Annotated in this window: 24 protein-coding genes; 11 read left to right on the forward strand and 13 right to left on the reverse strand. The window is 51.4% G+C overall.

The window, feature by feature from the left end:
• Positions 1-107 precede the first annotated feature (107 nt).
• Entirely contained in the window at positions 108-1,013 is a 906-nt protein-coding gene (locus MWU63_RS13795; protein WP_213890574.1) for a LysR family transcriptional regulator, read from the forward strand.
• 25 nt (positions 1,014-1,038) lie between these two features.
• On the opposite strand, the gene ggt is transcribed toward MWU63_RS13795, so the two are convergent.
• The 3 genes from ggt to MWU63_RS13810 all read right to left on the reverse strand — a co-directional run bounded on the left by ggt (position 1,039) and on the right by MWU63_RS13810 (position 3,688).
• On the reverse strand, positions 1,039-2,829 hold the full coding sequence (gene ggt, locus MWU63_RS13800; protein WP_213890575.1) for a gamma-glutamyltransferase: 1,791 nt from the start codon (positions 2,827-2,829) through the stop codon (positions 1,039-1,041).
• Positions 2,830-3,077: 248 nt separating this feature from the next.
• Positions 3,078-3,284 (reverse strand): cold-shock protein, encoded by a 207-nt coding sequence (locus MWU63_RS13805; protein ID WP_213890576.1) that lies wholly within the window; start codon positions 3,282-3,284, stop codon positions 3,078-3,080.
• 197 nt (positions 3,285-3,481) lie between these two features.
• Positions 3,482-3,688 (reverse strand): cold-shock protein, encoded by a 207-nt coding sequence (locus MWU63_RS13810; RefSeq protein ID WP_213890635.1) that lies wholly within the window; start codon positions 3,686-3,688, stop codon positions 3,482-3,484.
• 215 nt (positions 3,689-3,903) lie between these two features.
• Here MWU63_RS13810 and MWU63_RS13815 point away from each other — a divergent pair, with 215 nt between their 5' ends.
• Both MWU63_RS13815 and MWU63_RS13820 read left to right on the forward strand, forming a co-directional pair.
• Entirely contained in the window at positions 3,904-4,230 is a 327-nt protein-coding gene (locus MWU63_RS13815) for an ArsC/Spx/MgsR family protein (protein ID WP_213890577.1), read from the forward strand.
• Between the two features lie 45 nt (positions 4,231-4,275).
• A complete protein-coding gene (locus MWU63_RS13820; protein WP_213890578.1) occupies positions 4,276-4,635 on the forward strand; it encodes a DUF4064 domain-containing protein in 360 nt (119 codons plus the stop codon).
• Here the strand turns inward: MWU63_RS13820 and MWU63_RS13825 are convergent.
• The 5 genes from MWU63_RS13825 to thrS form a co-directional block, all read right to left on the reverse strand.
• Positions 4,629-5,180 (reverse strand): DoxX family protein, encoded by a 552-nt coding sequence (locus MWU63_RS13825; protein WP_213890579.1) that lies wholly within the window; start codon positions 5,178-5,180, stop codon positions 4,629-4,631. The two genes, MWU63_RS13820 and MWU63_RS13825, sit on opposite strands and share 7 nt — an antisense overlap.
• Positions 5,177-5,938, reverse strand: coding sequence for a DNA-binding domain-containing protein (locus MWU63_RS13830; protein ID WP_213890580.1), 762 nt, complete (start codon positions 5,936-5,938; stop codon positions 5,177-5,179). Before MWU63_RS13830 ends, MWU63_RS13825 begins: the two co-directional genes overlap by 4 nt.
• Positions 5,935-6,795: a DUF692 domain-containing protein gene (locus tag MWU63_RS13835; protein ID WP_213890581.1), complete on the reverse strand. Its 861-nt coding sequence runs from the start codon at positions 6,793-6,795 to the stop codon at positions 5,935-5,937. Before MWU63_RS13835 ends, MWU63_RS13830 begins: the two co-directional genes overlap by 4 nt.
• A 65-nt stretch (positions 6,796-6,860) precedes the next feature.
• Complete coding sequence (locus MWU63_RS13840; RefSeq protein ID WP_213890582.1) at positions 6,861-7,151, reverse strand: DUF2282 domain-containing protein; 291 nt, start codon at positions 7,149-7,151, stop codon at positions 6,861-6,863.
• 213 nt (positions 7,152-7,364) lie between these two features.
• Positions 7,365-9,311 carry a threonine--tRNA ligase gene (gene thrS, locus MWU63_RS13845; RefSeq protein ID WP_247078380.1) on the reverse strand — a complete coding sequence of 649 codons (1,947 nt, stop codon included), beginning with the start codon at positions 9,309-9,311 and terminating at the stop codon, positions 7,365-7,367.
• A gap of 180 nt (positions 9,312-9,491) precedes the next feature.
• Between thrS and MWU63_RS13850 the strand changes: the two genes are divergently transcribed.
• The 4 genes from MWU63_RS13850 to MWU63_RS13865 all read left to right on the forward strand — a co-directional run bounded on the left by MWU63_RS13850 (position 9,492) and on the right by MWU63_RS13865 (position 12,152).
• Positions 9,492-10,238: an alpha/beta hydrolase gene (locus MWU63_RS13850; RefSeq protein ID WP_213890584.1), complete on the forward strand. Its 747-nt coding sequence runs from the start codon at positions 9,492-9,494 to the stop codon at positions 10,236-10,238.
• A 34-nt stretch (positions 10,239-10,272) separates the two neighbouring features.
• Complete coding sequence (locus MWU63_RS13855; protein ID WP_213890585.1) at positions 10,273-10,701, forward strand: VOC family protein; 429 nt, start codon at positions 10,273-10,275, stop codon at positions 10,699-10,701.
• 4 nt (positions 10,702-10,705) lie between these two features.
• On the forward strand, positions 10,706-11,368 hold the full coding sequence (locus tag MWU63_RS13860) for a hypothetical protein (RefSeq protein ID WP_246531793.1): 663 nt from the start codon (positions 10,706-10,708) through the stop codon (positions 11,366-11,368).
• 73 nt (positions 11,369-11,441) lie between these two features.
• Complete coding sequence (locus MWU63_RS13865; protein WP_213890586.1) at positions 11,442-12,152, forward strand: alpha/beta hydrolase; 711 nt, start codon at positions 11,442-11,444, stop codon at positions 12,150-12,152.
• A 42-nt stretch (positions 12,153-12,194) separates the two neighbouring features.
• On the opposite strand, the gene phaZ is transcribed toward MWU63_RS13865, so the two are convergent.
• Positions 12,195-13,457 (reverse strand): polyhydroxyalkanoate depolymerase, encoded by a 1,263-nt coding sequence (gene phaZ, locus MWU63_RS13870; RefSeq protein WP_213890587.1) that lies wholly within the window; start codon positions 13,455-13,457, stop codon positions 12,195-12,197.
• 104 nt (positions 13,458-13,561) lie between these two features.
• Here phaZ and phaC point away from each other — a divergent pair, with 104 nt between their 5' ends.
• The 4 genes from phaC (at position 13,562) to MWU63_RS13890 (ending at position 17,641) form a co-directional block, all read left to right on the forward strand.
• The gene (gene phaC, locus MWU63_RS13875) at positions 13,562-15,361 is read left to right on the forward strand and encodes a class I poly(R)-hydroxyalkanoic acid synthase (protein WP_247078383.1); all 1,800 of its coding nucleotides are present in this window, start codon (positions 13,562-13,564) and stop codon (positions 15,359-15,361) included.
• A 124-nt stretch (positions 15,362-15,485) separates the two neighbouring features.
• The gene (locus tag MWU63_RS13880) at positions 15,486-15,926 is read left to right on the forward strand and encodes a phasin, PhaP (RefSeq protein ID WP_213890589.1); all 441 of its coding nucleotides are present in this window, start codon (positions 15,486-15,488) and stop codon (positions 15,924-15,926) included.
• Positions 15,927-16,066: 140 nt separating this feature from the next.
• Positions 16,067-16,615: a polyhydroxyalkanoate synthesis repressor PhaR gene (phaR, locus tag MWU63_RS13885; RefSeq protein WP_213890590.1), complete on the forward strand. Its 549-nt coding sequence runs from the start codon at positions 16,067-16,069 to the stop codon at positions 16,613-16,615.
• 60 nt (positions 16,616-16,675) lie between these two features.
• The gene (locus tag MWU63_RS13890; RefSeq protein WP_213890591.1) at positions 16,676-17,641 is read left to right on the forward strand and encodes a LysR family transcriptional regulator; all 966 of its coding nucleotides are present in this window, start codon (positions 16,676-16,678) and stop codon (positions 17,639-17,641) included.
• Between the two features lie 10 nt (positions 17,642-17,651).
• On the opposite strand, the gene MWU63_RS13895 is transcribed toward MWU63_RS13890, so the two are convergent.
• The 4 genes from MWU63_RS13895 to MWU63_RS13910 all read right to left on the reverse strand — a co-directional run bounded on the left by MWU63_RS13895 (position 17,652) and on the right by MWU63_RS13910 (position 21,533).
• Positions 17,652-18,857, reverse strand: coding sequence for an aminotransferase class I/II-fold pyridoxal phosphate-dependent enzyme (locus MWU63_RS13895; RefSeq protein ID WP_213890592.1), 1,206 nt, complete (start codon positions 18,855-18,857; stop codon positions 17,652-17,654).
• 203 nt (positions 18,858-19,060) lie between these two features.
• The gene (locus MWU63_RS13900) at positions 19,061-19,753 is read right to left on the reverse strand and encodes a type 1 glutamine amidotransferase (RefSeq protein WP_213890593.1); all 693 of its coding nucleotides are present in this window, start codon (positions 19,751-19,753) and stop codon (positions 19,061-19,063) included.
• 62 nt (positions 19,754-19,815) lie between these two features.
• Complete coding sequence (locus MWU63_RS13905; protein WP_247078384.1) at positions 19,816-20,655, reverse strand: ABC transporter permease subunit; 840 nt, start codon at positions 20,653-20,655, stop codon at positions 19,816-19,818.
• Positions 20,652-21,533: an ABC transporter permease subunit gene (locus MWU63_RS13910; RefSeq protein WP_213890595.1), complete on the reverse strand. Its 882-nt coding sequence runs from the start codon at positions 21,531-21,533 to the stop codon at positions 20,652-20,654. Before MWU63_RS13910 ends, MWU63_RS13905 begins: the two co-directional genes overlap by 4 nt.
• Between the last annotated feature and the right edge of the window lie 29 nt (positions 21,534-21,562).

Consider the following 21,562-nt stretch of genomic DNA (forward strand, 5'->3'; position numbering starts at 1 on the left):
TTTCGCCCCTGATGCTCTGATCGTCGGCGTGGTTTAGATTTAGGTGCTTTAAAAAAGATAATAATGAGCTTATTGTTGACTATACTATTACGAAAATAGGAATAATCATGGACCGATTGCTTGAGATGGAGGTTTTTGACGCGGTCAACAATACAGGTAGTTTTGCAAGAGCCGCCGAACGTTTGCGTATGTCTCCGCCCGCAGTGACGCGTGCTATCGCCTCGCTTGAGCAGCGGCTTGGTGTTGTCTTGCTGACACGCACAACCCGACGTTTAAGCCTCACGGACGCAGGAAGTCGGTTTCTTGAAAGCACACGTCGATTGTTAAGCGAAATCGAATTCGCAGAACGGGAAGCGATCGGTGAAACGGGTGTACCGCAGGGCCATTTGACCATTACGGCGTCTGAGATGTTTGGGCGGCTTGTTTTGACCCCGCTCGTGCGCGCGTTCCAAAACGCACATCCACGCATTACCGCTTCTGTGATCAGCCTTGATCGTGTGGTTAACCTCGTGGACGAGGCGGTTGATGTCGCCGTCCGTATCGGTGAGCTGCCAGATTCGAGCCTTGTTACGCGTCGTGTTGGGGAAGTGCGGAGGATTTTTTTTGCGAGCCCTGGGTATCTTGCATGGCGTGGTCATCCATCTCACCCAGTTGATCTTAAATCACACGCGATGATCGGGTTTACGGGCGTGATGCCAAATCGCGAGTGGCACTATAAAACGAAAGATGCAAAAGGGCATGTGGCGATCAATCCGAGGCTAGAGGTGAACGACGCTGTTTCAGCACTAGACGCTGCGCTTGCAGGCGATGGGATAACCATGGCGCTCTCCTACATGGTTGCGGATCATGTTCGTCAGAAGAAACTAGTAACAGTTTTGGAGGATTTTCTTCCAGACCCTGTTCCGGTCCATCTTGTTTACCCGCGAAACCGTTTGATTGCCCCTAAGCTTCGGGCGTTTCTGGATTTTGCCGCACCACGATTGCAAGCAGAGCTAACGCGGCTGTCCATCTGAAAGCATTTGACGCTTTGTTTTATGTCTACTCTCCAAGAGCGATACCTTCGCGACGCGGATCTGCCCCGCCTTCGAGAAATTGATTAATCGAAATTGCATGAAGCCCTGAATTCAGGTCGCGGGTTTTGATCTCAAAGCCCAGTGCCCCTAATGGCGTTTCCAGCGCGGCCGCAGATGTACCTGCCTCCAGATCGTAAGTGCCAAACCGGTTCACCAGATGCGGCATTGCGACGGCCTGCTGTACATCCATTCCCCAATCAAGATGCGCGATAATGGCTTGCGCGACATATCCGATGATCCGGCTTCCGCCTGGGGATCCAATCACCAAAACCGGTGTGCCCTCAGACAACACAATTGTAGGTGCCATGGACGAACGCGGGCGTTTGCCGGGCTCAAGCCGGTTGGCAATCGGGTATCCGTTTGAATGCGTGCGGAACGAAAAATCTGTCAGTTCGTTGTTTAAAAGAAAGCCACCTCGGGTCATTAAACGGCTGCCAAAACCATTTTCAATTGTTGTCGTCATCGAAAGAGCGTTGCCATCGCCGTCGACAATCGAAATGTGGCTGGTCGAGGGAAGTTCGATTGACACATCGTCACCCCAAAGCTGCGCGTGATCCCAGCTTGGTGTTCCGGGGGAAACGTTTTCCAATGCACGTTCACGATCCAGCAGTCGAGCTCGCTCCGCAAGATAAGCATTATCTATCAGTCCTTTGGCCGGCACCGGTACAAAGTCACTATCGGCCATGTATCTGCCCCGGTCAGCGAATGCGAGACGTGACGCATCGCCAATCAAACGCCAACTCTCGGTGCTTTCCGGGCCGAGTGCGCCAAGGTCATGCGACTGAAGTATACCAAGGATTTGACCAACCGTCAGCGCGCCAGACGATGGTGGACCCATCCCACAGATATCGTACTCGCGGTAGTCGGCGCAGACGGCAGGGCGCTCAATAACTTTGTATAGCGCAAGGTCGACGGTTGAAAGCGCCCCTGTGCGGCCAGAGGCATTGCGCACGGTGGCGACAATATCTTCGGCAATGACGCCTTTGTAAAAGGCTTCGGACCCATTTTCCGCCAAGGCCCTTAACGTTTCGGCATAGGGACGGTTTCGACGTGTGTCGCCATCCTTGATTGGCACGCTGTCAGGCAAGAAATATGCCGCAGTTGCGGGAAATCGCGAAAGCCGCTCTGCATCATTTTGAACAAGCTGGGCAAGCCGAGGCGACACTAAGAAACCCGCATCAGCCAACTTGATCGCGTTTTGAAACAGGCTTCCCCAATTCGCCTTTCCCCAGCGACGGTGCGCTTCTTCCATCAGTGCGGGCGTACCTGGTGTGCCGACGGAAAGGCCGCCGACAACAGCATCAAAGAACTTCAGCGGCTCTCCGTTTTCGTCCTGAAACAACTGTGGGGTCGCAGCCAAAGGTGCCGTTTCACGCCCATCCAAGGTGGTGATCCCGCCGCTTTCTGCGTCATACCAGACGAGAAATGCACCGCCACCAAGGCCTGAGGATTGCGGTTCAACCAAACCCAGAACAGCTTGAACAGCCACCATTGCGTCGGCCGCACTCCCACCGTTTTTCAGAACTTCGGCCCCTGCCTCAACCGCGTAGGGGTTTGCAGCGGCAACCATCCAGTTCTTTGCTCGAACAGGGCGCTCTGCCGCTTTTGCCTCAAGTGCCGCTTGTGCCGCTTGTGACAACGCCACGACAGCGGTTTCAGTAGCTGCTTCCGGTGCTACTGCGTCCGCTGTTTCCTGAGCATAAAGGACAGAGGACAGCAAAAAACTTGTGGTTAGAGCAACAGTGAATTTAAGCATGAGTAAGGCCTTTATTAATCTTAAAGAGCATGCACTCTTCTGGCGGATATTTGCAATAAGCACACTACAGGGGCTTTGCATTGCATGTCAGATCAAAGAAAAGTAACTGAAACCATGAGATTGCGCATAAAAAAACACCCCATTCCTTTCGGAAGGGGTGTCTCATTTTGTTTTGCGGGAAATCTTAGCTTTAGATGCTCAGACGATCCGAAAGAGCAAGCTTAGTTCCGATCTCCCATATGGTAGTTTTAGACGGCAACAAGGTTTGTCGCGGACTGACGGCCATCACGGCCTTCTTCAACGTCAAATTCTACTTTTTGGTTGTCTGCAAGGCCGGTCATGCCTGCACGCTCAACAGCGGAAATGTGAACAAAGATGTCATTTGCTCCGCCATCAGGTGCGATAAAGCCAAAACCTTTGGTTGAGTTGAACCATTTTACAGTGCCAGTAGCCATTTTAGTATCTTTCAAAAAACGTCGCATCTACTTGCAGATTACGACTTAGGGGTGTTGGGTAATGTCCAGACTGGATCAATACGCCTAGTTATTTCTAAATAAAGACACCCCATTCCGTTTGGAATAGGGCGTTTGGTATTCAGAAAAGGTCTTGAACAAAAAGTATAAAGCTAACGATTCGTTCAAAATATAAAAGCTTACAACGCTTTCAAATCGACTGCGGATTGACGACCATCACGGCCTTCTTGCAGTTCGTATTCAATTTTCTGGTTATCAGCCAAGCCGGTCAGACCGGAACGCTCAACCGCAGAAATGTGAACGAAAACATCGTTTCCGCCGCCATCTGGTGCGATAAAGCCGAAGCCTTTAGTAGTATTAAACCATTTTACGGTGCCAGTAGCCATTCCGTAATCTCCTTCATAGAACCCGCCCACGGTATTGTGACGGGGTGGTGCAGCCAGGTCTTCATTCACTTCAGCTGCCCTTTTTGAAGAAGGCGATCGTCAAAGAAAACTGTTGTCACGTTAGTCATATGCGCAAGAATCAGGGAAATTGCAAGAAAAACCACTCGAACCGCGCAAAGACTTGCTTATAGTACAGCCGAAAAACAGGAGGGACAATGCGTTTTTTTGGTTTGAAAACATGCGATAGCTGCAAAAAGGCGCTCAAAGCGTTGAAAGCGGCCGAATACGCGCCGGTTGTAATAGATGTGCGCGCGGATGGTGTTGAAAAACCCGATATGGACCGCTTTTTTAAAACCTTCGGTTCTTCGCTTCTTAACAAAAATTCCAAAACCTGGCGCGAGCTTAGTGAAAATCAAAAGAATGCTGCGCCATTGGACTTGCTGGCATCTCATCCAACACTTATGAAACGCCCGGTAATAGAAGACGGGGACAGGCTAACGTTAGGCTGGTCACGCGACGTTGCGGAAAGTTGGCTTGGATAGGTAGGCCCGCGTTCTTATGTGATCTGGGCAAAGGGAAGGCGTAACATGCGTAATGCGGCATTGGTTTTGGGTATTGTTGGCGGCATCATTGGAATGATCGTCGGTTTTTTCAGCTACGGTTACACCGAGTTCGTGGATTGGATGGGAAACGAAGCGCCTGATGTGCTTGAACAGGTTGAAAACGTTGGTCTGGTCCGTTTTGTGAGTCTGTTTTCCCCACTGTTGGCGATTGCGGGTGGGGCGATGTCACGCGCCCGTGCCCAAATTGGTGGAGCCCTTATGTTGTTGTCGGCTGCCGGTATGCTCTATGCATTCGGATTCGGTGTGTTCACCATGTTCCCAATTGCAATGTGTGGCTTGGGTGGGGTGCTCGCGCTGGCGGCTCTTCAGCCTGACAGTCACTGACGGCTCAAGATCTTGTCAACAGAAAGCGGCCCGGCACCCTTCACGACGAGCGTCAGCAAGATAGCAACCCAAAAAAGTCTCTGGTCAAGAATTAGCCCGTCCGAAAGGTTGTCAAACCAGGCGCCTAATGTGCCTTCATGCTCAATTCCGCCGTGCCCGAAAAGGTCTGTCAGGCTTTGTACGGTGACAAATCCAATCATGCCAAGTGCAGCAAGCCGGGTGAACAACCCGATGACGATAAGCAAGGGCAACAAAAACTCGGCAGTTGTTCCAGCGATGATGGCGAGTGTGTGGAAAAGGGTCAGGTTTTCCGGGTTATAGCCAGCTGCCTCGATCGCCTTTGGGAAAATCTGGAAGTAAGCTCCGGACGCCGGAGAAAACAGACCGAAAATCCCCTCTCCGACTTTCGTGCTTGCCGAATTCCAGAAATAGACAAGCAATGTGGCAGCAAAGGTAAAGCGGGCGAGTGTTGGAATAAACCAGCCCTCCAGTAAACCTTCAAGCTTTTCAAAGATAGAATTGTGTAGCGAAATCAGCGTGTTCACTGGCTGTCTCCTTCAGTAATTTTTGTAATAGCAGCGCTAGAAAGAAGCACACCCAGCAAGGCAGACAAATCAAAGCTCTCTACTTTTTCTGCCGCCAGATCATAGGCTTCACCAAAGGTTTTACCCTTTGTCAGGCTGTCGATGAAAAGCCCGGCTCCCGGTACAAGCAAAGTAACGAGCGGGTCGAATTCAGGCCGTGTTACCAACACATTTTCAGCTTTCATTTCCGGTTTTGGGGCATCTGGTTGTGTGTTTGCAAGCCATATTCCGTGGATCGGCCACCTTGACCGGACCAGACGCACTGTCGGGGCAAACAGTAGTTTTGCCCTCATTAACCGGTCTACTGGTAAGGTTTGTAAGATGTCGGGCTGAATGGGCGGCACGTCTTCACCATGGTAAGACTGACGCAATGCTATTTCGAGCCGCGCAACATCAGGTAAGTAGCCAAGGTTTTCAGCCGGTTCGAATTCTTCCAGGAAGCCTGGCATCTCGTCGCCATAGAACATCATCAAGGCAGATGTCGGGGGATGCTTGCGAAGATAAACACCAGCCATCGCGCGAAAGAAATCATCGCCGACCAGTCTGTAAATTACGGGAAAGGCGCCAATCAGGACTTCGGTCAAGCTGACCGCCACGTTGTTGCGATAAACGGAGAATCGTTTGCCCGCCGGGCGGCCCTCGGGATCAACCAGGCCTTTTGGAACGCTTAGCTTCGGGTTCAGCAGTGCGTCTGTGAATTGTGTCTGGTCGACGCTCATACCGTCACCTTGTCCAGTATTTTTGCCGCACGCGCGGCTTCAGCGGCAAGTTCGGGCCAATCAGGAACATCATTGTCCCATTCTATCAGGGTCGGTAGCGGACCGGTTTTTTCAATCGTGTATTCATAAAGCGCCCAAACCGGATCAATAACCTCTTTTCCATGGCTGTCGATCAGAAGCGGTGCGCCGGTATCGTCTTCATCCTCGTCGTGGCCACCAAGATGGATTTCGCCAACATGTTTGAGCGCGAAAGCGTCAATATAAGCACGCGGATCGGTTTTCTGGTTCGTTGCTGAAACAAAAACATTGTTCACATCCAGCAGTAAACCGCAGCCTGTTCTTTTGGCGATCTCAGCAAGAAAATCCACTTCTTCAAAGGTGCTCTCTGCAAAGGCCAGATAAGAAGACGGGTTCTCTAGCAGCATTCGCCGCCCAACGATTTCTTGAACTTGGTCGATATGTTCTACAACTCGGTCAAGCGTTGCCTGGGTGTACGGCATTGGAAGCAGGTCATTCAGGAAATGCGTTTCATGCGTGGACCATGCCAGATGCTCGGAAAACCTTGCCGGGTTCAGCCAGTTCACAAGGTGTTTGAGGCGCGCAAGATGCTCGGGATTTAGTGGTGATTCACCACCAATAGAAAGCCCGACACCATGCACTGAAAATGCGAAACGTTCGGCAAGTGCGCGCAACTGTGCCAGAGGGCGACCACCATCGCCCATGTAGTTTTCGGCATGAATTTCAAGCCACTCAACAGGTGTTGGGTCAGCGAGTATGTCTGAAAAATGCTGAGGTTTGTACCCTACGCCAGGGCGGTTCGGTAGGGAGTCAAACATATGGCGGGCAGCGTCAAGCATCAGACATCCTAACAAAGTACACGTAAAAAAGCGCCCCCGCCAAACAGCGAGGGCGCATAAAAATTTTATGCTGGGAGATCACGCTCAAGCGCAGTCAAAGAGCCCATCCGGCCGTCGGGCAATTCCATCGTTTCACATGTACCAGCAGCAACCGCTTTCCATGCGTTACCTTGGTAATCTACGGTTGACGTACCGGCGCAGCTTGTTCCAACGCCAGCGGCGCAGTCATTTTCGCCAGCAAGCGAAACACCGTAGCATTTTTCGTTGTCAGCTGCAGCAGCAGGAGTTGTTGTGTGGGCAGTCAAAGCAGCGGCAACAGCGCCAGCAACAACAAGAGATTTTACAGGGTTAGACATAAAAGATTCCTTTGTAACGGTTTTACAGATCGCGTCCTTGCGACACGAAAAGGTTAACAAAAGGTTTATCTCTTTTTCTATACACAACGATGTCATTCACGGTTGCGTTACCTGAGTTCAGTTTCTGTGAGATTTTTCTTTGTTAAGTATCTGAAAAATATGGGCACGCACGTGGAATTGTTTCAACGCGCGTGCCCCAAATTTTTCAGTTTCTTACAACAAGTCGGGGGCCTTGGCCTCGACTGACAGGCTGTTCACGATCTCATCAAGCAGTATTACAGTTGAATGTTTTTCGCCAAGCCGTCTCATCGACACGCTGCGATCTTCTACTTCTTTTTTACCGACCGCCAAAATAACGGGTACTTTTCCAAGCGAATGTTCGCGAACCTTGTAGTTGATCTTTTCATTGCGCACATCCGCTTCTGCCCGAACGCCTGCTGCTGTCAGGGCGGCGGTGACGTCTTGAACATAGTCATCTGCGTCAGACACAATGGCCGCCACGACAACCTGACGCGGTGCAATCCAGAACGGAAGTTTTCCAGCGTGGCTTTCGATCAGAATGCCGATGAAGCGTTCGAACGATCCAAGCGTCGCACGGTGTAGCATGACCGGACGATGCTTTGCGCCATCTTCAGCAATATAATTCGCGTCCAAACGCTCTGGCAGAACAAAATCCACCTGATGGGTGCCGCATTGCCAGTCTCGGCCGATTGCGTCCGTCAAAACAAACTCTAGCTTCGGCCCGTAAAACGCACCTTCCCCGGGGTTCATTTCAGGCTCGATTCCGGCGGCACGTGTTGCATTTAGCAGCGCCTCTTCAGCCTTGTCCCAAATTTCGTCTGAACCCGTGCGTTTTTCCGGTCGGTCCGCAAATTTTACCCGGAAGCTTTCAAAGCCAAGATCGCGGTAAACTTCCGACAGGAAATCGATATAGATGCGCGTTTCGCTTTCAATCTGATCTTCGCGGCAGAAAATATGTCCGTCATCCTGCGTAAAACCGCGCACACGCATGATCCCATGCAGCGCGCCTGAGGGTTCGTACCGATTACAACTTCCAAATTCCGCCATCCGGAGCGGCAGATCGCGATAACTTTTCAGACCCTGGTTAAATATCTGTACGTGGCAGGGGCAGTTCATCGGCTTCAGCGCATTAATAGATTTTTCGCGTGCGTGTTCCTCGTCCACCTCGACGATAAACATATGCTCCTGATATTTTTCCCAGTGGCCTGAGGCTTCCCAAAGCTTCCGATCAACAACTTGCGGCGTATTCACCTCGACATAACCACCTGCACGCTGTTTGCGGCGCATGTAGTCTTGCAGTTCTGTATAGATCGTCCAGCCGTTTGGGTGCCAGAAAATCTGGCCGGGTGCCTCTTCCTGCATGTGAAACAAATCCATTTCACGTCCAAGTTTGCGGTGGTCGCGTTTTGCGGCCTCTTCGAGCATATGAAGATGCGCTTTCAGGCCCTCTTTGTTTTGAAAGCCCACGCCATAAATCCGCTGCAACATTGCGCGGTCACTGTCGCCCCGCCAATAGGCGCCGGCGACTGACATCAGTTTGAAAGCGTCTGCTGGCAACTGTCCCGTATGTTGCAGGTGTGGACCACGGCAAAGATCCTGCCAATCGCCGTGCCAGTACATGCGAAGCGGCTCATCACCCGGGATTGCCTCGATCAGTTCGACCTTATATGGCTCGTTATTTGCTTCGTAGAACGCGACCGCACGCGCACGATCCCAAACTTCCGTGCGAACAATGTCACGCAGATTGATGATTTCCTTCATCTTCTTTTCGATGGTGGCGAGATCTTCGGTGCTGAAGGGCTCTTTGCGATCAAAGTCGTAGTACCAGCCGTTTTCGATAACGGGGCCGATCGTAACTTTGACATCCGGCCAAAGCGATTGAACAGCGCGCGCCATAACGTGCGCAAAATCGTGCCGGATCAACTCAAGAGCCTGCACATCATCCCTCATCGTGTGAATGGCGATTGAGGCATTGTTTTCAATTGGCCACTGCATATCCCAGTGCTTGCCGTCTACGGTTGCAGAGATTGCTTTTTTAGCCAGCGAATTCGAAATGCCCGCAGCAACTTCGGCAGGCGTTACGCCTGCGGGAAAGTCACGTGCATTGCCATCGGGAAAAGTCAGAGAGATCTGAGCCATCTTTGGCCTCCTCGTCAGTTTGGCGCCTACGAAACGCCCGGTTGCGGTATTCCGGGTAAATGCGATCTGCTGGGCAGGATGTCAAGCATTGCAGTACAGGGCCATAGGGACGCATAATCGAATTGAAAAAGCGTGGCATAATCGCTTCGCTAAGGCGTCGACGAAAAAAGAGGACCTCTCGTGCAACCATCTTACATCACCACGCCTCAGGGCCGCCGTATCGCGTACCATAAATCCGAAGGGCAAGCGCCAGGTGTCGTTTTCCTTGGCGGGTTCAAGTCGGACATGGAGGGGACGAAAGCCCTTCATCTTGAGGCTTGGGCGCGCTCTGAAGGACGCGCGTTTTTACGGTTTGACTATTCCGGGCATGGCCATTCGTCAGAGGCTTTTACTGAAGGATCGATAGGGGAATGGGCTGAAGACGCTATTGCCGCTATTTTGGAACTGACGACAGGGCCGCAGATTTTAGTTGGGTCGTCGATGGGCGGCTGGATCGCGTTGTTGGTATGTAAAGCTATGTCTGAACGGGTTGCTGGTTTGGTTGGGGTTGCTGCTGCGCCAGATTTTACCGAAGACAGTATGTGGGCAGGTTTTTCGGATAATCAAAAAGAAGAGCTTGCAAAGAACGGGTTGATAGAACTTCCGTCTGACTATGCGGACGACCCCTACATCATCACCGAGAAACTAATCAAGGACGGCCGTAACCAGCTTGTCCTGCGCAGCCCGCTTAGCCTGCCGTTTCCAACACGGTTTTTGCAGGGAACTCTTGATGAAGACGTTGATATGTCTGTTGCACTTCGGTTGCTTGACCACGCCGCAGGGTCCGACATTCGCCTGACACTTGTCAAAGGTGCTGACCACCGGTTTTCAGATGAAGATTGCCTGGCGATGATCGTTGCAAGCATTGAGGATGTTATAAAAAGTTAAATCGAGCGATTTTCCAACGGAAAGGGGCCAAAATATGGATCAACGTATCAGTCTGATAACTTTAGCGGTTTCTGACACTGAGGTGTCCGAAGCTTTCTACGCTGCACTTGGCTGGGAAAAAGTCGATAGTCCAGACGGGGTTGTTGCCTTTGACCTGATCGGGCAAACCCTTGGTCTTTATCCACGCGCCGCACTGGCCGAGGAGCTTGGCATTGACGAAGCATCGATTGGTGGGTTCTCTGGTGTTACGCTGGCCCACAACCTGCGTGACAAGGCGGATGTAAAACCGTTGCTCGAGTTGGCCGAAGCCGCGGGAGCACGTATTCTGAAGCCCGCTCAGGACGTCTTCTGGGGTGGCTATCACGGCTATTTTGCCGACCCGGATGGTCACGTCTGGGAAGTGGCGCATAACCCGTTTTCACCGCTTGGCCCGAAGGGGGAATTTCAATGGAATGGAGCCTGAGGTAATGCGCCGGCCTGGCAGCATGTGGAGTCTTGAAACTTTAGGCCGCGTACGGTTGTCAAAATACTTCTTCATGCGTGAGTTCCTCTATTCGGAAATTGCGAATTTTCACCAGCTTCAAAATATTCCCGATAATCCTGATCTTGCGATAAAGGCAGGTGAGGGGCTGTGTGGAAATCTGCTTGATCCAATGGTCGAAACTTTTGGTGTGGTATCTGTTCGGTCGGGTTTGCGGTCTGAAGCGGTCAATGATTTTGGAAATGAACACGCTCTGAATTGCGCCAAAAGCGTATCTGACTATGCAGGTCACATCTGGGACAGGCGCGATGCCGCGGGGCATGTCGGTGCCTGTGCGACAATCGTTATTCCGTGGTTCGCAGATCAATACGCCTTGGGTCGTGACTGGCGGGACCTGGCGTGGTGGGTGCATGATCACCTGCCGTATTCGGAAATGCAGTTTTTCCCGAAACTTTGTGCTTTTAACCTGACTTGGCACGAGGTGCCGACGCGCGAAATTCGCACATGGATTGGTGGGAATGGCGTTTTGCTGCGGCACGCAGAGCAAGAGTCAGAAACAAAAGAACAGCGGCGCGCGCGCTATGCCGATTTTCCTGTTTTTCGCGGCTTGCGCATTCCATCTCCAAATTTGGCGAAACTTCCAAATTAACCCCGAAATTTCGTAGGCAAATCCGGCGTATTCCCGTAGCGTTACGGTAACGAGACCGTGATGGGGGAATGAAATGGCTGAACCGCTGGTGCTGGTGCCCGGCATGATGTGCGATGCGCGGGTTTTTGAGGCGCAGATTTCCGCGCTTTCAGCCGGGCGCATTGTGGTGATTTCGCCCGCGATCAAGGGCGAAACCGTTGAGGTGATGGCCGAACACATCCTGCAAAACGCGCCTGAAAGGTTTGCGCTTGCGGGGCTTTCTCTGGGTGGCATCGTCGCACTGGAGATACTTCGTCGCGCGCCTGACCGGGTCTGTCGACTTGCGCTTATTTCCACGAGCGCTTTGTCTGAAACCCCTTCTCAAGCGGCAGAGCGTGAACCGCAGATCGTTGGGGCAAAAGCGGGGCGGCTTGGCGAAGTGATGCAAGAGGTTTTGAAACCGGAATATCTTGCACATGGTCCACAACGCGTTACCGTTTTAAACCTTATCCAAGGCATGGCGCTGGAAATTGGGGCAGACATATTTGTGCGGCAATCCCGTGCCTTGCAACGCCGCCCGGATCAGCAAAAAACACTTCGGACAATACGAATACCAACCTATGTCATTTGCGGATCATACGACGGGCTGACCCCGTTGCAGCGTCAGGAATTTATGGCAACCCTTATCCCTTATGCCGAGTTTCGCGTGATTGAAGACGCCGGCCACCTGCCTACCGTTGAAGCACCCGAGACGACGACCGAGATCATGCGCGAATGGCTGTCAGCACCGGTCGTGCTGAGATAGAGGGCGCATTTTTGATACTCTGCTCCGTCTCGACCAGTGAAATCAGACGGCTTTAAGTTTTGCTTTTTTCTCGCGCTTGCCAGAGTTCGTATCGATGAAATCAAGGACCAACGGGCGAATATTGTTCCGCCAGCTTTTACCAGCAAAAATACCGTAGTGGCCTGCACCCGGCTCTACGTGACTGGCCTTTTTGCTTTCTGGCAGTCCGGTCAGCAGGTCAAGTGCTGCGACACACTGGCCGGGGGCGCTTATATCATCTTTAGCACCTTCAACGGTTTTGACGGCGACATCGGTGATCGCGCCTATATCGACAGTAACGCCATTCACGACAAAGCAGTTCTTTGCAATTTCACGATTCTTGAAAATTCGCTCTACCGTTGAAAGGTAGAACTCTGCTGTCATATCCATGACCGCGAGGTACTCATCATAAAAGCGGTTGTGCGCATCGTGGTCTGACGCTTCGCCTTTTGAAGCACGGACAATCTGGTCTGAGAAGGCTTGTAAATGACGGTCCCGGTTCATTGATACAAACGAGGCAAGCTGCAGGAGCCCCGGATAAACCATTCGGCCTGCACCAGCATATTTGAACCCAACGCGCTGAATGGCGGTTTCTTCGAGTTGGCCCATGGTTACGCGGCGCCCAAAGTCTGTAACATCTGTTGCGGCAGCATCAGGGTCAACCGGGCCACCAATCAGCGTCAGGCTGCGCGGTTGTGCATCCGGGTCTTCCCCAGCCAGATAAGCTGTTGCTGCAAGTGCAAGAGGGACTGGCTGGCAGACAGCAATAATATGAATGTCGGGGCCAAGGTGGCGCATAAAATCGGCAAGGTAGAGCGTATAATCCTCAACATCGAACTTGCCTTCGGAAACAGGAATATCGCGCGCATTGTGCCAATCTGTAATATAGACTTCACAATCAACGAGTAAACTTTTGACGGTAGAGCGAAGAAGGGTGGCGTAGTGACCAGACATTGGTGCAACAAGCATGACTTTTCGAGCCTTGGGTTTGCTGCCCTGTACTTTAAAATGAATAAGGTCGCCAAAGGGACGCTCGACAACAGTTTCAACAGTGACGAGATGATCCTTACCGCCGGATGTGAATGTGCGGATGCCCCAGTCGGGTTTGGTGATCATTCGGGCAAAGGTGCGTTCAGTCACTTCACCCCAGGCTGCCATGACCTGAAACATCGGATTTGGAATAAGGCCTGTGAAAGGAGACGATGCCATCGCAAGGGCGGTTGCGCCGAGCCACTGGTTGGTGTTGCGCGTCGCTTCCATAAGGTCGTAGGTCGCCATATACCGCATCTGCATTCCTTTTTACGCTTCTTGCCGCTGCATTTCGTCGCTTTGACCTAAGAGCCTTTAACGCTATGCTGCAACTGCAGCGAACTTAAGGTGGATTTTTCTATATGACAACTGATCATCAGGACGCAGGTGGCGAATTGGACCAAATGACAGAAAATTTGGCTAAAGTTGAAGCACTTGCGCAACGATTGGCAGCGGTATTGTCCAAAAAGAAAGCTGCGAATCCCAGCCTTGAACGGCCTGGCCATGACTTGTTTGTGAAAGCAGGTGCAGCATATTTGAACGAAATGGTACAGAATCCTGCGAAGTTATTTGAACATCAGGTCTCTTACTGGGGCAAAGCGCTAACCCATTATGTTGAAGCGCAACAAGCGCTCACTCAGGGGATGATTGAGCCACCAAAAGATATCGGTCCAAAAGACCGCCGTTTTTCAAACCCGATGTGGGATACCAACCCGTATTTCAACTTTGTTAAACAACAATATCTTTTCAATACCGAGGCGATAGAAACCGCTGTCTCCGATATGGATGGTCTGGAAGACAAAGATCGCCAGAGGTTGGAATATTTCACACGTCAGATCGTTGACATGCTTGCGCCCACCAACTTCCTGGCGACAAATCCAGAAGCATTAAGTCGTGCGATCGAAACGGAGGGGCAATCGCTTGTCGACGGATTGGAAAACTTGGTGCGCGATCTGGAGGCTAATGAAGGCGACTTGCTGGTTTCGCTCGCCGATAAAAAAGCGTTTAAAGTCGGCGAGAATATCGCGACCTCGGAAGGCTCCGTTGTTTTTCGGAACAGAATGTTCGAGCTGATCCAGTTTTCACCAAAGACTGAAACCGTGCATAAAACGCCACTTATAATCTTTCCGCCCTGGATCAACAAATTCTACATTCTCGATCTGAAGCCGCAAAATTCTATGATCAAATGGATTGTGGAGCAGGGCTATACCCTGTTCGTTGTAAGCTGGGTAAATCCGGATTCAAGCTATTCAGATGTTGGGCTCGATACCTACGTCACTGACGGCTATATTCGGGCGATTGAGGAAGTTAAAAAAATTACGAATGAGCCGCAAGTGAATGCGGTTGGTTATTGTGTTGCGGGTACGGTTCTTTCGCTTACTCTGGCCTACTTTAAGAAAAAGGGCGACAAGTCGATCAAATCGGCGACCTTCTTTACTACGATGACTGATTTCAAAGATCAGGGCGAATTTGGCGTATTTCTGGAAGACGACTTTGTCGATGGCATTGAGGCACAGATAGAGGCTGATGGTGTCTTGAAGTCCTACTTCATGTCGCGCACCTTCTCGTTCCTGCGCTCGAATGATCTCGTGTACGGCCCGGCCATCAAAAGTTACATGCTTGGTGAAACGCCTCCGGCCTTTGATCTTTTGTTCTGGAACGGTGACGGGACAAATTTGCCCGGGCGCATGACTATGGAATATTTGCGCGATCTTTGTCAGCAAAACCAACTTGTGAACGAAGGATACGAGCTGCTTGGCGAAAACCTGACGCTCAAGGACATCACCGTTCCAATTTGCGCGATTGCGTGCGAGACCGATCACATTGCCGCCTGGAAGTCGAGCTTCAACGGGATCAAACAATTTGGCAGCAAGTCAAAAAAATTCATCCTGTCGGAATCCGGCCATATCGCGGGCATCGTAAACCCACCTTCGAAGAAGAAATACGGTCATTATCTGAACGACGGAGTCTCTGGTGATCCGGATGATTGGAAGGCGGGCGCAAGTTTTAACGAGGGTTCGTGGTGGCCACACTGGAGCGAATGGCTTGCGGCACGTTCTGGCAAACAGGTTCTGGCGCGGATTCCGGGTGATTCGACGAACAAAGTATTGTGCGCGGCGCCCGGAACATATGTTGTTACACCGCAAAACATTGAAAAATAAGTAAATTAATTTCTTTCTGCAGCGCAGCATTTTTTACTTGAAATGCCGCGCTGCAGCATGCATATTGTTTGCACAGAAAGAATTTACGCAGGTTCCTCCCACCTGCAGTTTCAGGAGCAAGACAATGGCTAATACACAAGACTTCACCAAAATCATGCAAGACATGATGGGCGCATTCCCAGTGGACACAACGGCTGTTCAGGATGCTTTCAAATCTCAAGCCCGCCTTGGCGAGCAAATGTCAAAAGTTGCTCTTCAAGCAGCAGACAAATCCGCTGAGATTTCTTCCAGCTGGACAAAAGCAACCATCGCTAAACTGGCTGATGTTTCTGCAGTTAAAGACGAGCCAACAGAATATTCGAAATCTTTGACAGATTTCGCATCTGCATCGGCTGAAATGGCTGCTGAAAACATGGCTGCTTTCGCTGAAGTTGCTAAAAAAGTTCAAATGGAAACTGTTGAACTGATGCTCGCAGCTGGCAAAGACATGGGCGAAGAAGCAACTGTTGCTGTTAAGAAAGCAACTGCTGACGTTGCTAAAGCTGCAAAATCTGCTGGCAAATAAGCTTTCCCGATAGAATATCTTCCCCCTCCCTGAAGATATTTATCGCATTGGCAGGTCCCTCGCGGGGCCTGCCTTTTTCTTTTTCTTGCAATTATGCTGCACAAGCTTAGTCTTCTCTGCACTGCAGAAGGGGACTGACCTTGACCGATGACACAAAGCCTCTGTTGATAAAGCGCTATGCAAGCCGGCGGTTGTACAATACCGAAACCAGCGACTATGTGACACTTGATGACATTTCTGGATTCATCCGGGATGGACGCGAAGTGCAGATTATTGATTTGAAGTCCGGGGACGACCTTACGCGACAATATCTGCTGCAAATTATTGCGGACCATGAAAGCCGCGGTGAAAATGTGCTGCCACTTGGCGTTTTGAACGATCTCGTGCGCAGTTACACAACTCAGGCTCAAAGTGTTGTGCCAGAGTTTTTGGCAATGTCTTTTGAAATGCTGCGTGACGGTCAGAGCCAGGTGATGGAAAAGATCGGCTCAATTAACCCAATAACATCAATGCCAGGCTTTGAGATCATGAAAGCGCAGCAAGAAGCCTTCATGAAAGCCATGACAGGTGGTTGGGCCGGCCAGGAAGAAGAGACGGAAAAGGCCGAGCCAGAAGCTAAAGATTCGGGCGACCTTAACGATATAAAAAAACAACTGGCCGAACTGCAGAAAAAGCTTTCAAACCTTTAAGATTGAACGGCGCACAAACCAGCAAACAGCGTGTGGTTCTCAGCCGGGTGGAAATTGCACATGGTGGATACTCCGGGACGGATCACCCTTTGGGGAATAGAGGTTTTTGCTGCGACCGCTGAAGAGGGGTCGATTTCCGCTGCGGCCCGCAGGTTAGGGGCAAGCGCCTCTGCGGTCAGTCAACAAATCACCAATCTCGAAGGCGCCCTTGGCGCGACATTGTTCAACCGAAGTGCGCGACCGGTGTCTTTGACGCCTGCGGGCGAGATTTTCCGCCGTCGCGCGCAATCTATACTGAATGAGGCAGAGCAGGCACGCGCCGAACTTGCGACAGCAGATCTTTCATCCCTGACCCGGTTTAGGCTCGGAATGATTGAGGATTTTGATGCCGATGTGACGCCGCATTTCTTGACAGAGATGGCGAGTGATCTGAAAGGTTGCCAGTTCTTGCTTGAAACAGGTGCAAGTCACCGGTTGTTTGACCTTTTAGATGCGCGAGCCTTGGATGTGATTGTTGCCGCCGATCTGGGTGCAAGTGCCCCATGGATGGAAGTCCATCCGCTGCTGGAAGAGCCATTTTTAGCTGCCGTCCCAAAGGGATTAGTTGATCAGGGTGGCGATGTTCTTGCGCAACTCAACAAGCTACCGTTAATTCAGTACACAGCACGTCATGTTATGGGCCGTCAAATTGCGGCGCATCTGGCGCGCCAAAATCTGCGGCTTTCGCATCGGTTTGAACTCGACAGCTATCACGCGATTATGGCTATGGTTGCCAGTGGTGCAGGCTGGACCATATTGACACCCCTCGGCTATCTGCGTGCACAACGATTTTGCGATAAAGCAGACCTTGTTCCGCTACCATTTGCACCCCTGTCGCGCACGATTTCTTTGAATGCTCGACGCGATGTGTTGGGCGATATGCCCGCGCAGGCCGCGGTAAGACTGCGAAAATTACTTGACGATATGATCGTTAAACCAGCACGGGCGAATATCCCCTGGCTCGGCAACACATTGCGTTTGTTATAAGTTTTGGCCCCTATGCAACCGCACGGGCAGTGGATTTAACCTCTTCTATCGCTTTGGTTAGCGCATTGGCGATATAGGAGAGGTCTTCGCGGCTTAAGCGTGCCGGAAGGCGAACATCACAGGCGCGCATCAACATGGCGCGGGTCTGCGGCAAATCGGGTTGTGGGCCGATAAATTCCCAGTTCCAGAATGCACGTGCGTTGTTCTCTGTCAGACCGAACACCTGCACGCCAACACCTCGGGCTTTGCTGGCGTTGATAAAGGCATGGGTTTCATCCTCTGAACATCCAACAAGGTTGAACTGGATTGAATCAGGCGCGCGTGTTTCCTGGGCCAGAGGTGGTGGTACATGAAGCCAGGGTGAAGCATCCAATTGCTTTGCAACCCAATCGTGGTTGGCACCACCATCGCGCACGCGGCGGGCTAGTTCGCCCAGTTGTGGCCGGATCACGGCGGCAGAAAGGTTTTGCATTCTAAGATTGTAGAGCGGCAGCTTGTTTTGCCACTTGGCAAAGGCAGCGTGCAAAACCGGGTGTTTTTTCCAGTTGTTTTCATAGGCGCCGGACATAATCACAGCCTGCGCAACCAAATCAGCGTCATCGGTGACCAGTATGCCACCTTCGCCGGCATTGATCAGTTTGTAGGACTGGAACGAAAAACACCCGACTTTGCCAATTGTTCCAATATTGCGGCCATTCCAGAGTGTGCCGAGTGAATGCGCGGCATCCTCGATAACCGGCAGACCACGCGCGTCACAAAGTGCCATGATCGCATCCATGTCAGAGGTATGGCCGCGCATGTGGCTGATCAGGACGGCCTGAATGCTGTCATCAAGCTTCGCCTCAAAATCCGCCATATCAATTCGGTAGTTTTCGCCGACTTCGACAAGCACAGGCTTGCAATCTGCATGCACAACGGCCGACGGCACGGCTGCGAATGTAAAGGCCGGAATCAGAACCCGAGCATCACGAGGTAAACCAAGCGCTTTCAGCGACAAAAACAATGCAGCGGAACAGGAAGACACAGCCAAAGCGAACCGGCTTCCCAGCAGGTCTGCAAACTCTTTTTCAAGCAGGGCAACGGGTGCTGCGTCAGGGGCGGTGTAGCGGAACAGATCACCCGTTGCGAGCAGCCGGTCGATTTCAGCGCGCGCAGCTTCCGGGATCGGCTCAGCGTCATAAACATTCGGGGCAGTGGAGGATATATTGGAGGTCATGATTTTAACTTTCCTGAACAACCTTTTCGGAAAATCAGTAGAACAGTTCTTCCACCAAATCCACAGTTTTTTCAATTCGCGTTTTCGCGCGCGAAAAGTTGCCTCCGTATAAGCTGCAATAGCGCTGCTCCCGCAGAGCGGAGCAGGTCAGGTCATTTGTTTCTTACATTACGGAAAACCGTTTCTTGAGACTGCTTTGCAGACTATCGAGCAAGATACGCAGCTTTGAAAAAGGACGCGATCTGGTCGCCAATGAAAGCAGAGGCGTCAGGCCTTGTCAGGTTCTCTTCCGCCCTGTCCATAATTGCATCATCGTAATCACGTGTGCCGCGACACATTTTTAGATAGGCTGCGATAATGGGGCCACCAAGTTCTGGATGCGCCTGAATTGTCAGCGCGCGATTGCCATAAAGCAACGCTGCATTGGTACAAAAATCGTTCGATGCGATAACACGTGCATCAGTCGGACGCTCAATAACCTGATCCTGATGCCAGGCGTTCAGTCCTAGTTCGCCGTGTTCCTCAAAATCGTAAACCTGATGTCCGATCATCCATCCACCTTGAAACTTTTCAACGCGCCCCCCGAGGGCCTGTGCAATCAACTGGTGGCCAAAACAGATGCCAACTGTTGGCACGCTAGCGCTGTAGGCCTGCCTGACAAAGATTTCCAATGCTGGGATAAACGCGTGATCTTCGTAAACCCCGTGAATTGAGCCTGTCACAAGCCAGCCGTCCGCGGCGAATTCATCCGGTGGAAAAACCCGGTTTTCGACATCCCAGTTCTCGAAGGTAAAACCATGCCCATCTAGCAGATTTGCAAACAACGTTGGTAAGGTGCCGTGCTTTTCAGCGATTTCACCCTCGGTGTGGCCGCATTCCAGTATGCCGATTTTCATGAATACTGACCTCGTTAGAAGGGCCAATGCCTAGGAAAGCATTTGGCAATCAGTAAAAGTTTCTAGCGCATAAACTGTGGGCGGATCCGCATTTTTCGCCGCTGTTCTTGCGGGAGATGTCGGTTGAGCTTCCGGTTTATCAAACCAAAAACGGTGATGACAGAAAGGGTTAGTAAAATGAAATAACCAGCTAAAATTGGATAAGGCACAAAGGGGTTGAACGTTTTATCTGCGAAATAGTTCGCATAATAAAGCGCGTCCCCACGCTGCTGCCACGCCGGAAAACCAGAGAAGAAGACCAGTGTTGTAGCGTGAAACAAGAAGATCGCTTCATTTGTGTAGGCAGGCCATGCCAGACGCAGCATGGTTGGCCAGATAATGCGCTTGAAACGGGTCCACCCAGTAAGACCATAAGCATCTGCGGCCTCTACATCACCTTTGGGAATAGAGCGAAGCGCACCATAGAAAATCTCTCCGGAGTACGCAGCAGTGTTTAAAAACAATACGATAAGCGCACCAAGCCAGGCCTTGGTCAGCCAGCGGGTTTCAGCGGTGATTTCAGCAAACCCTAGATTGATATCAACACCGACTTTTGGCAGCAGAACAAAGGTTTCGTAGGCGAGGAAAAACTGAATGAAAAGTGGTGAGCCACGCAAAATGAAAATGAACCATTCGGCGGGTTTGCGCAGCCAGATATTGGAGCTAAATTTGGCAAGCGCGAGGCCGGTTGCCATGAAAAACCCGATGAAAAGCGCGAGCGCACCGAAGTAAATGTTCCAGATCATGCCAGAGCCGATCAGGGTAAACTGATCGCATAGCGTGAAATCAGAGCGCGGCAATAGCCGTTCACCTATCCCAATTGAACGCAACCCATAGGCCTGTATGGTTTCAAGACAGCTCATGCAGCGGCCTTTCTCTGGGCTTCGCCACCGGTTGTGGCCTGACCATGTGTCAGTTTTGTCATCATACGAGCCAGAGCTATTTCGCTAACCCGTGTCAGAACCAGATAAAAAACGAGCAATCCAAGGAAGTACCAAAGCCGCCAATCCGGGTGCGGATAAGCAAAGGCGTTGGTCTTCAACCCGCCAAGCTCGCGCGCCCAATAGACAATGTCTTCGACGCCCAGAAGAAACAGAAGCGGTGTCGCCTTGATCAGAATCATCCAGAGATTGCTAAGACCGGGCAGGGCATAGACCCACATTTGCGGCACCAGAATACGCCAGAACGCCTGCCTGCGTGACATACCGTAGGCTTCTGCGGTTTCGATTTGCGCGCGCGGAACAGCACGCATAGCGCCAAAAAGAACATTCGCAGCAAAGGCACCAAACACGATGGCAAAAGTCAGAACCGCCAGTGAAAACCCGTAAATCTCGTGCACCCATTGTGCAGAAGAAGAAAGTGGCATCTTGGCTTCAGAGCAGACGACAAAGTCGTTGCCCTGGCGAACGGCCTCGGGCCAATCGGGGCATTTTACTTTGTGCCGCATCCATTCGATGCCCTGGTCCAGCGCAATAACAAAGAAAAGAAAGAAAGCAATGTCAGGAACACCGCGAACAATTGAGGTGTAGGATTTTCCGAACCAGCGGATTGGGGCCACCACTGATCGCGCAGCCATCGCGCCGCCAAAGCCAAACAGAAGTGCCGTAGGTGCGGTTACAAGAAGCAACAACATCACAGTACCAAACGAGGCATAAAACCCCATGTGCTTACCCGTTGTCAGGTAGCAACTGACCCACGTCAGGCCTGATAGTGTTTCGGGATCGGCGCAGAAGGAAAACATGTTCACCCCATGTGAAAAGCGGGGCCGAT

The sequence above is a fragment of the Pseudohalocynthiibacter sp. F2068 genome (assembly GCF_023015645.1).
GTDB lineage: Bacteria > Pseudomonadota > Alphaproteobacteria > Rhodobacterales > Rhodobacteraceae > Pseudohalocynthiibacter > Pseudohalocynthiibacter aestuariivivens.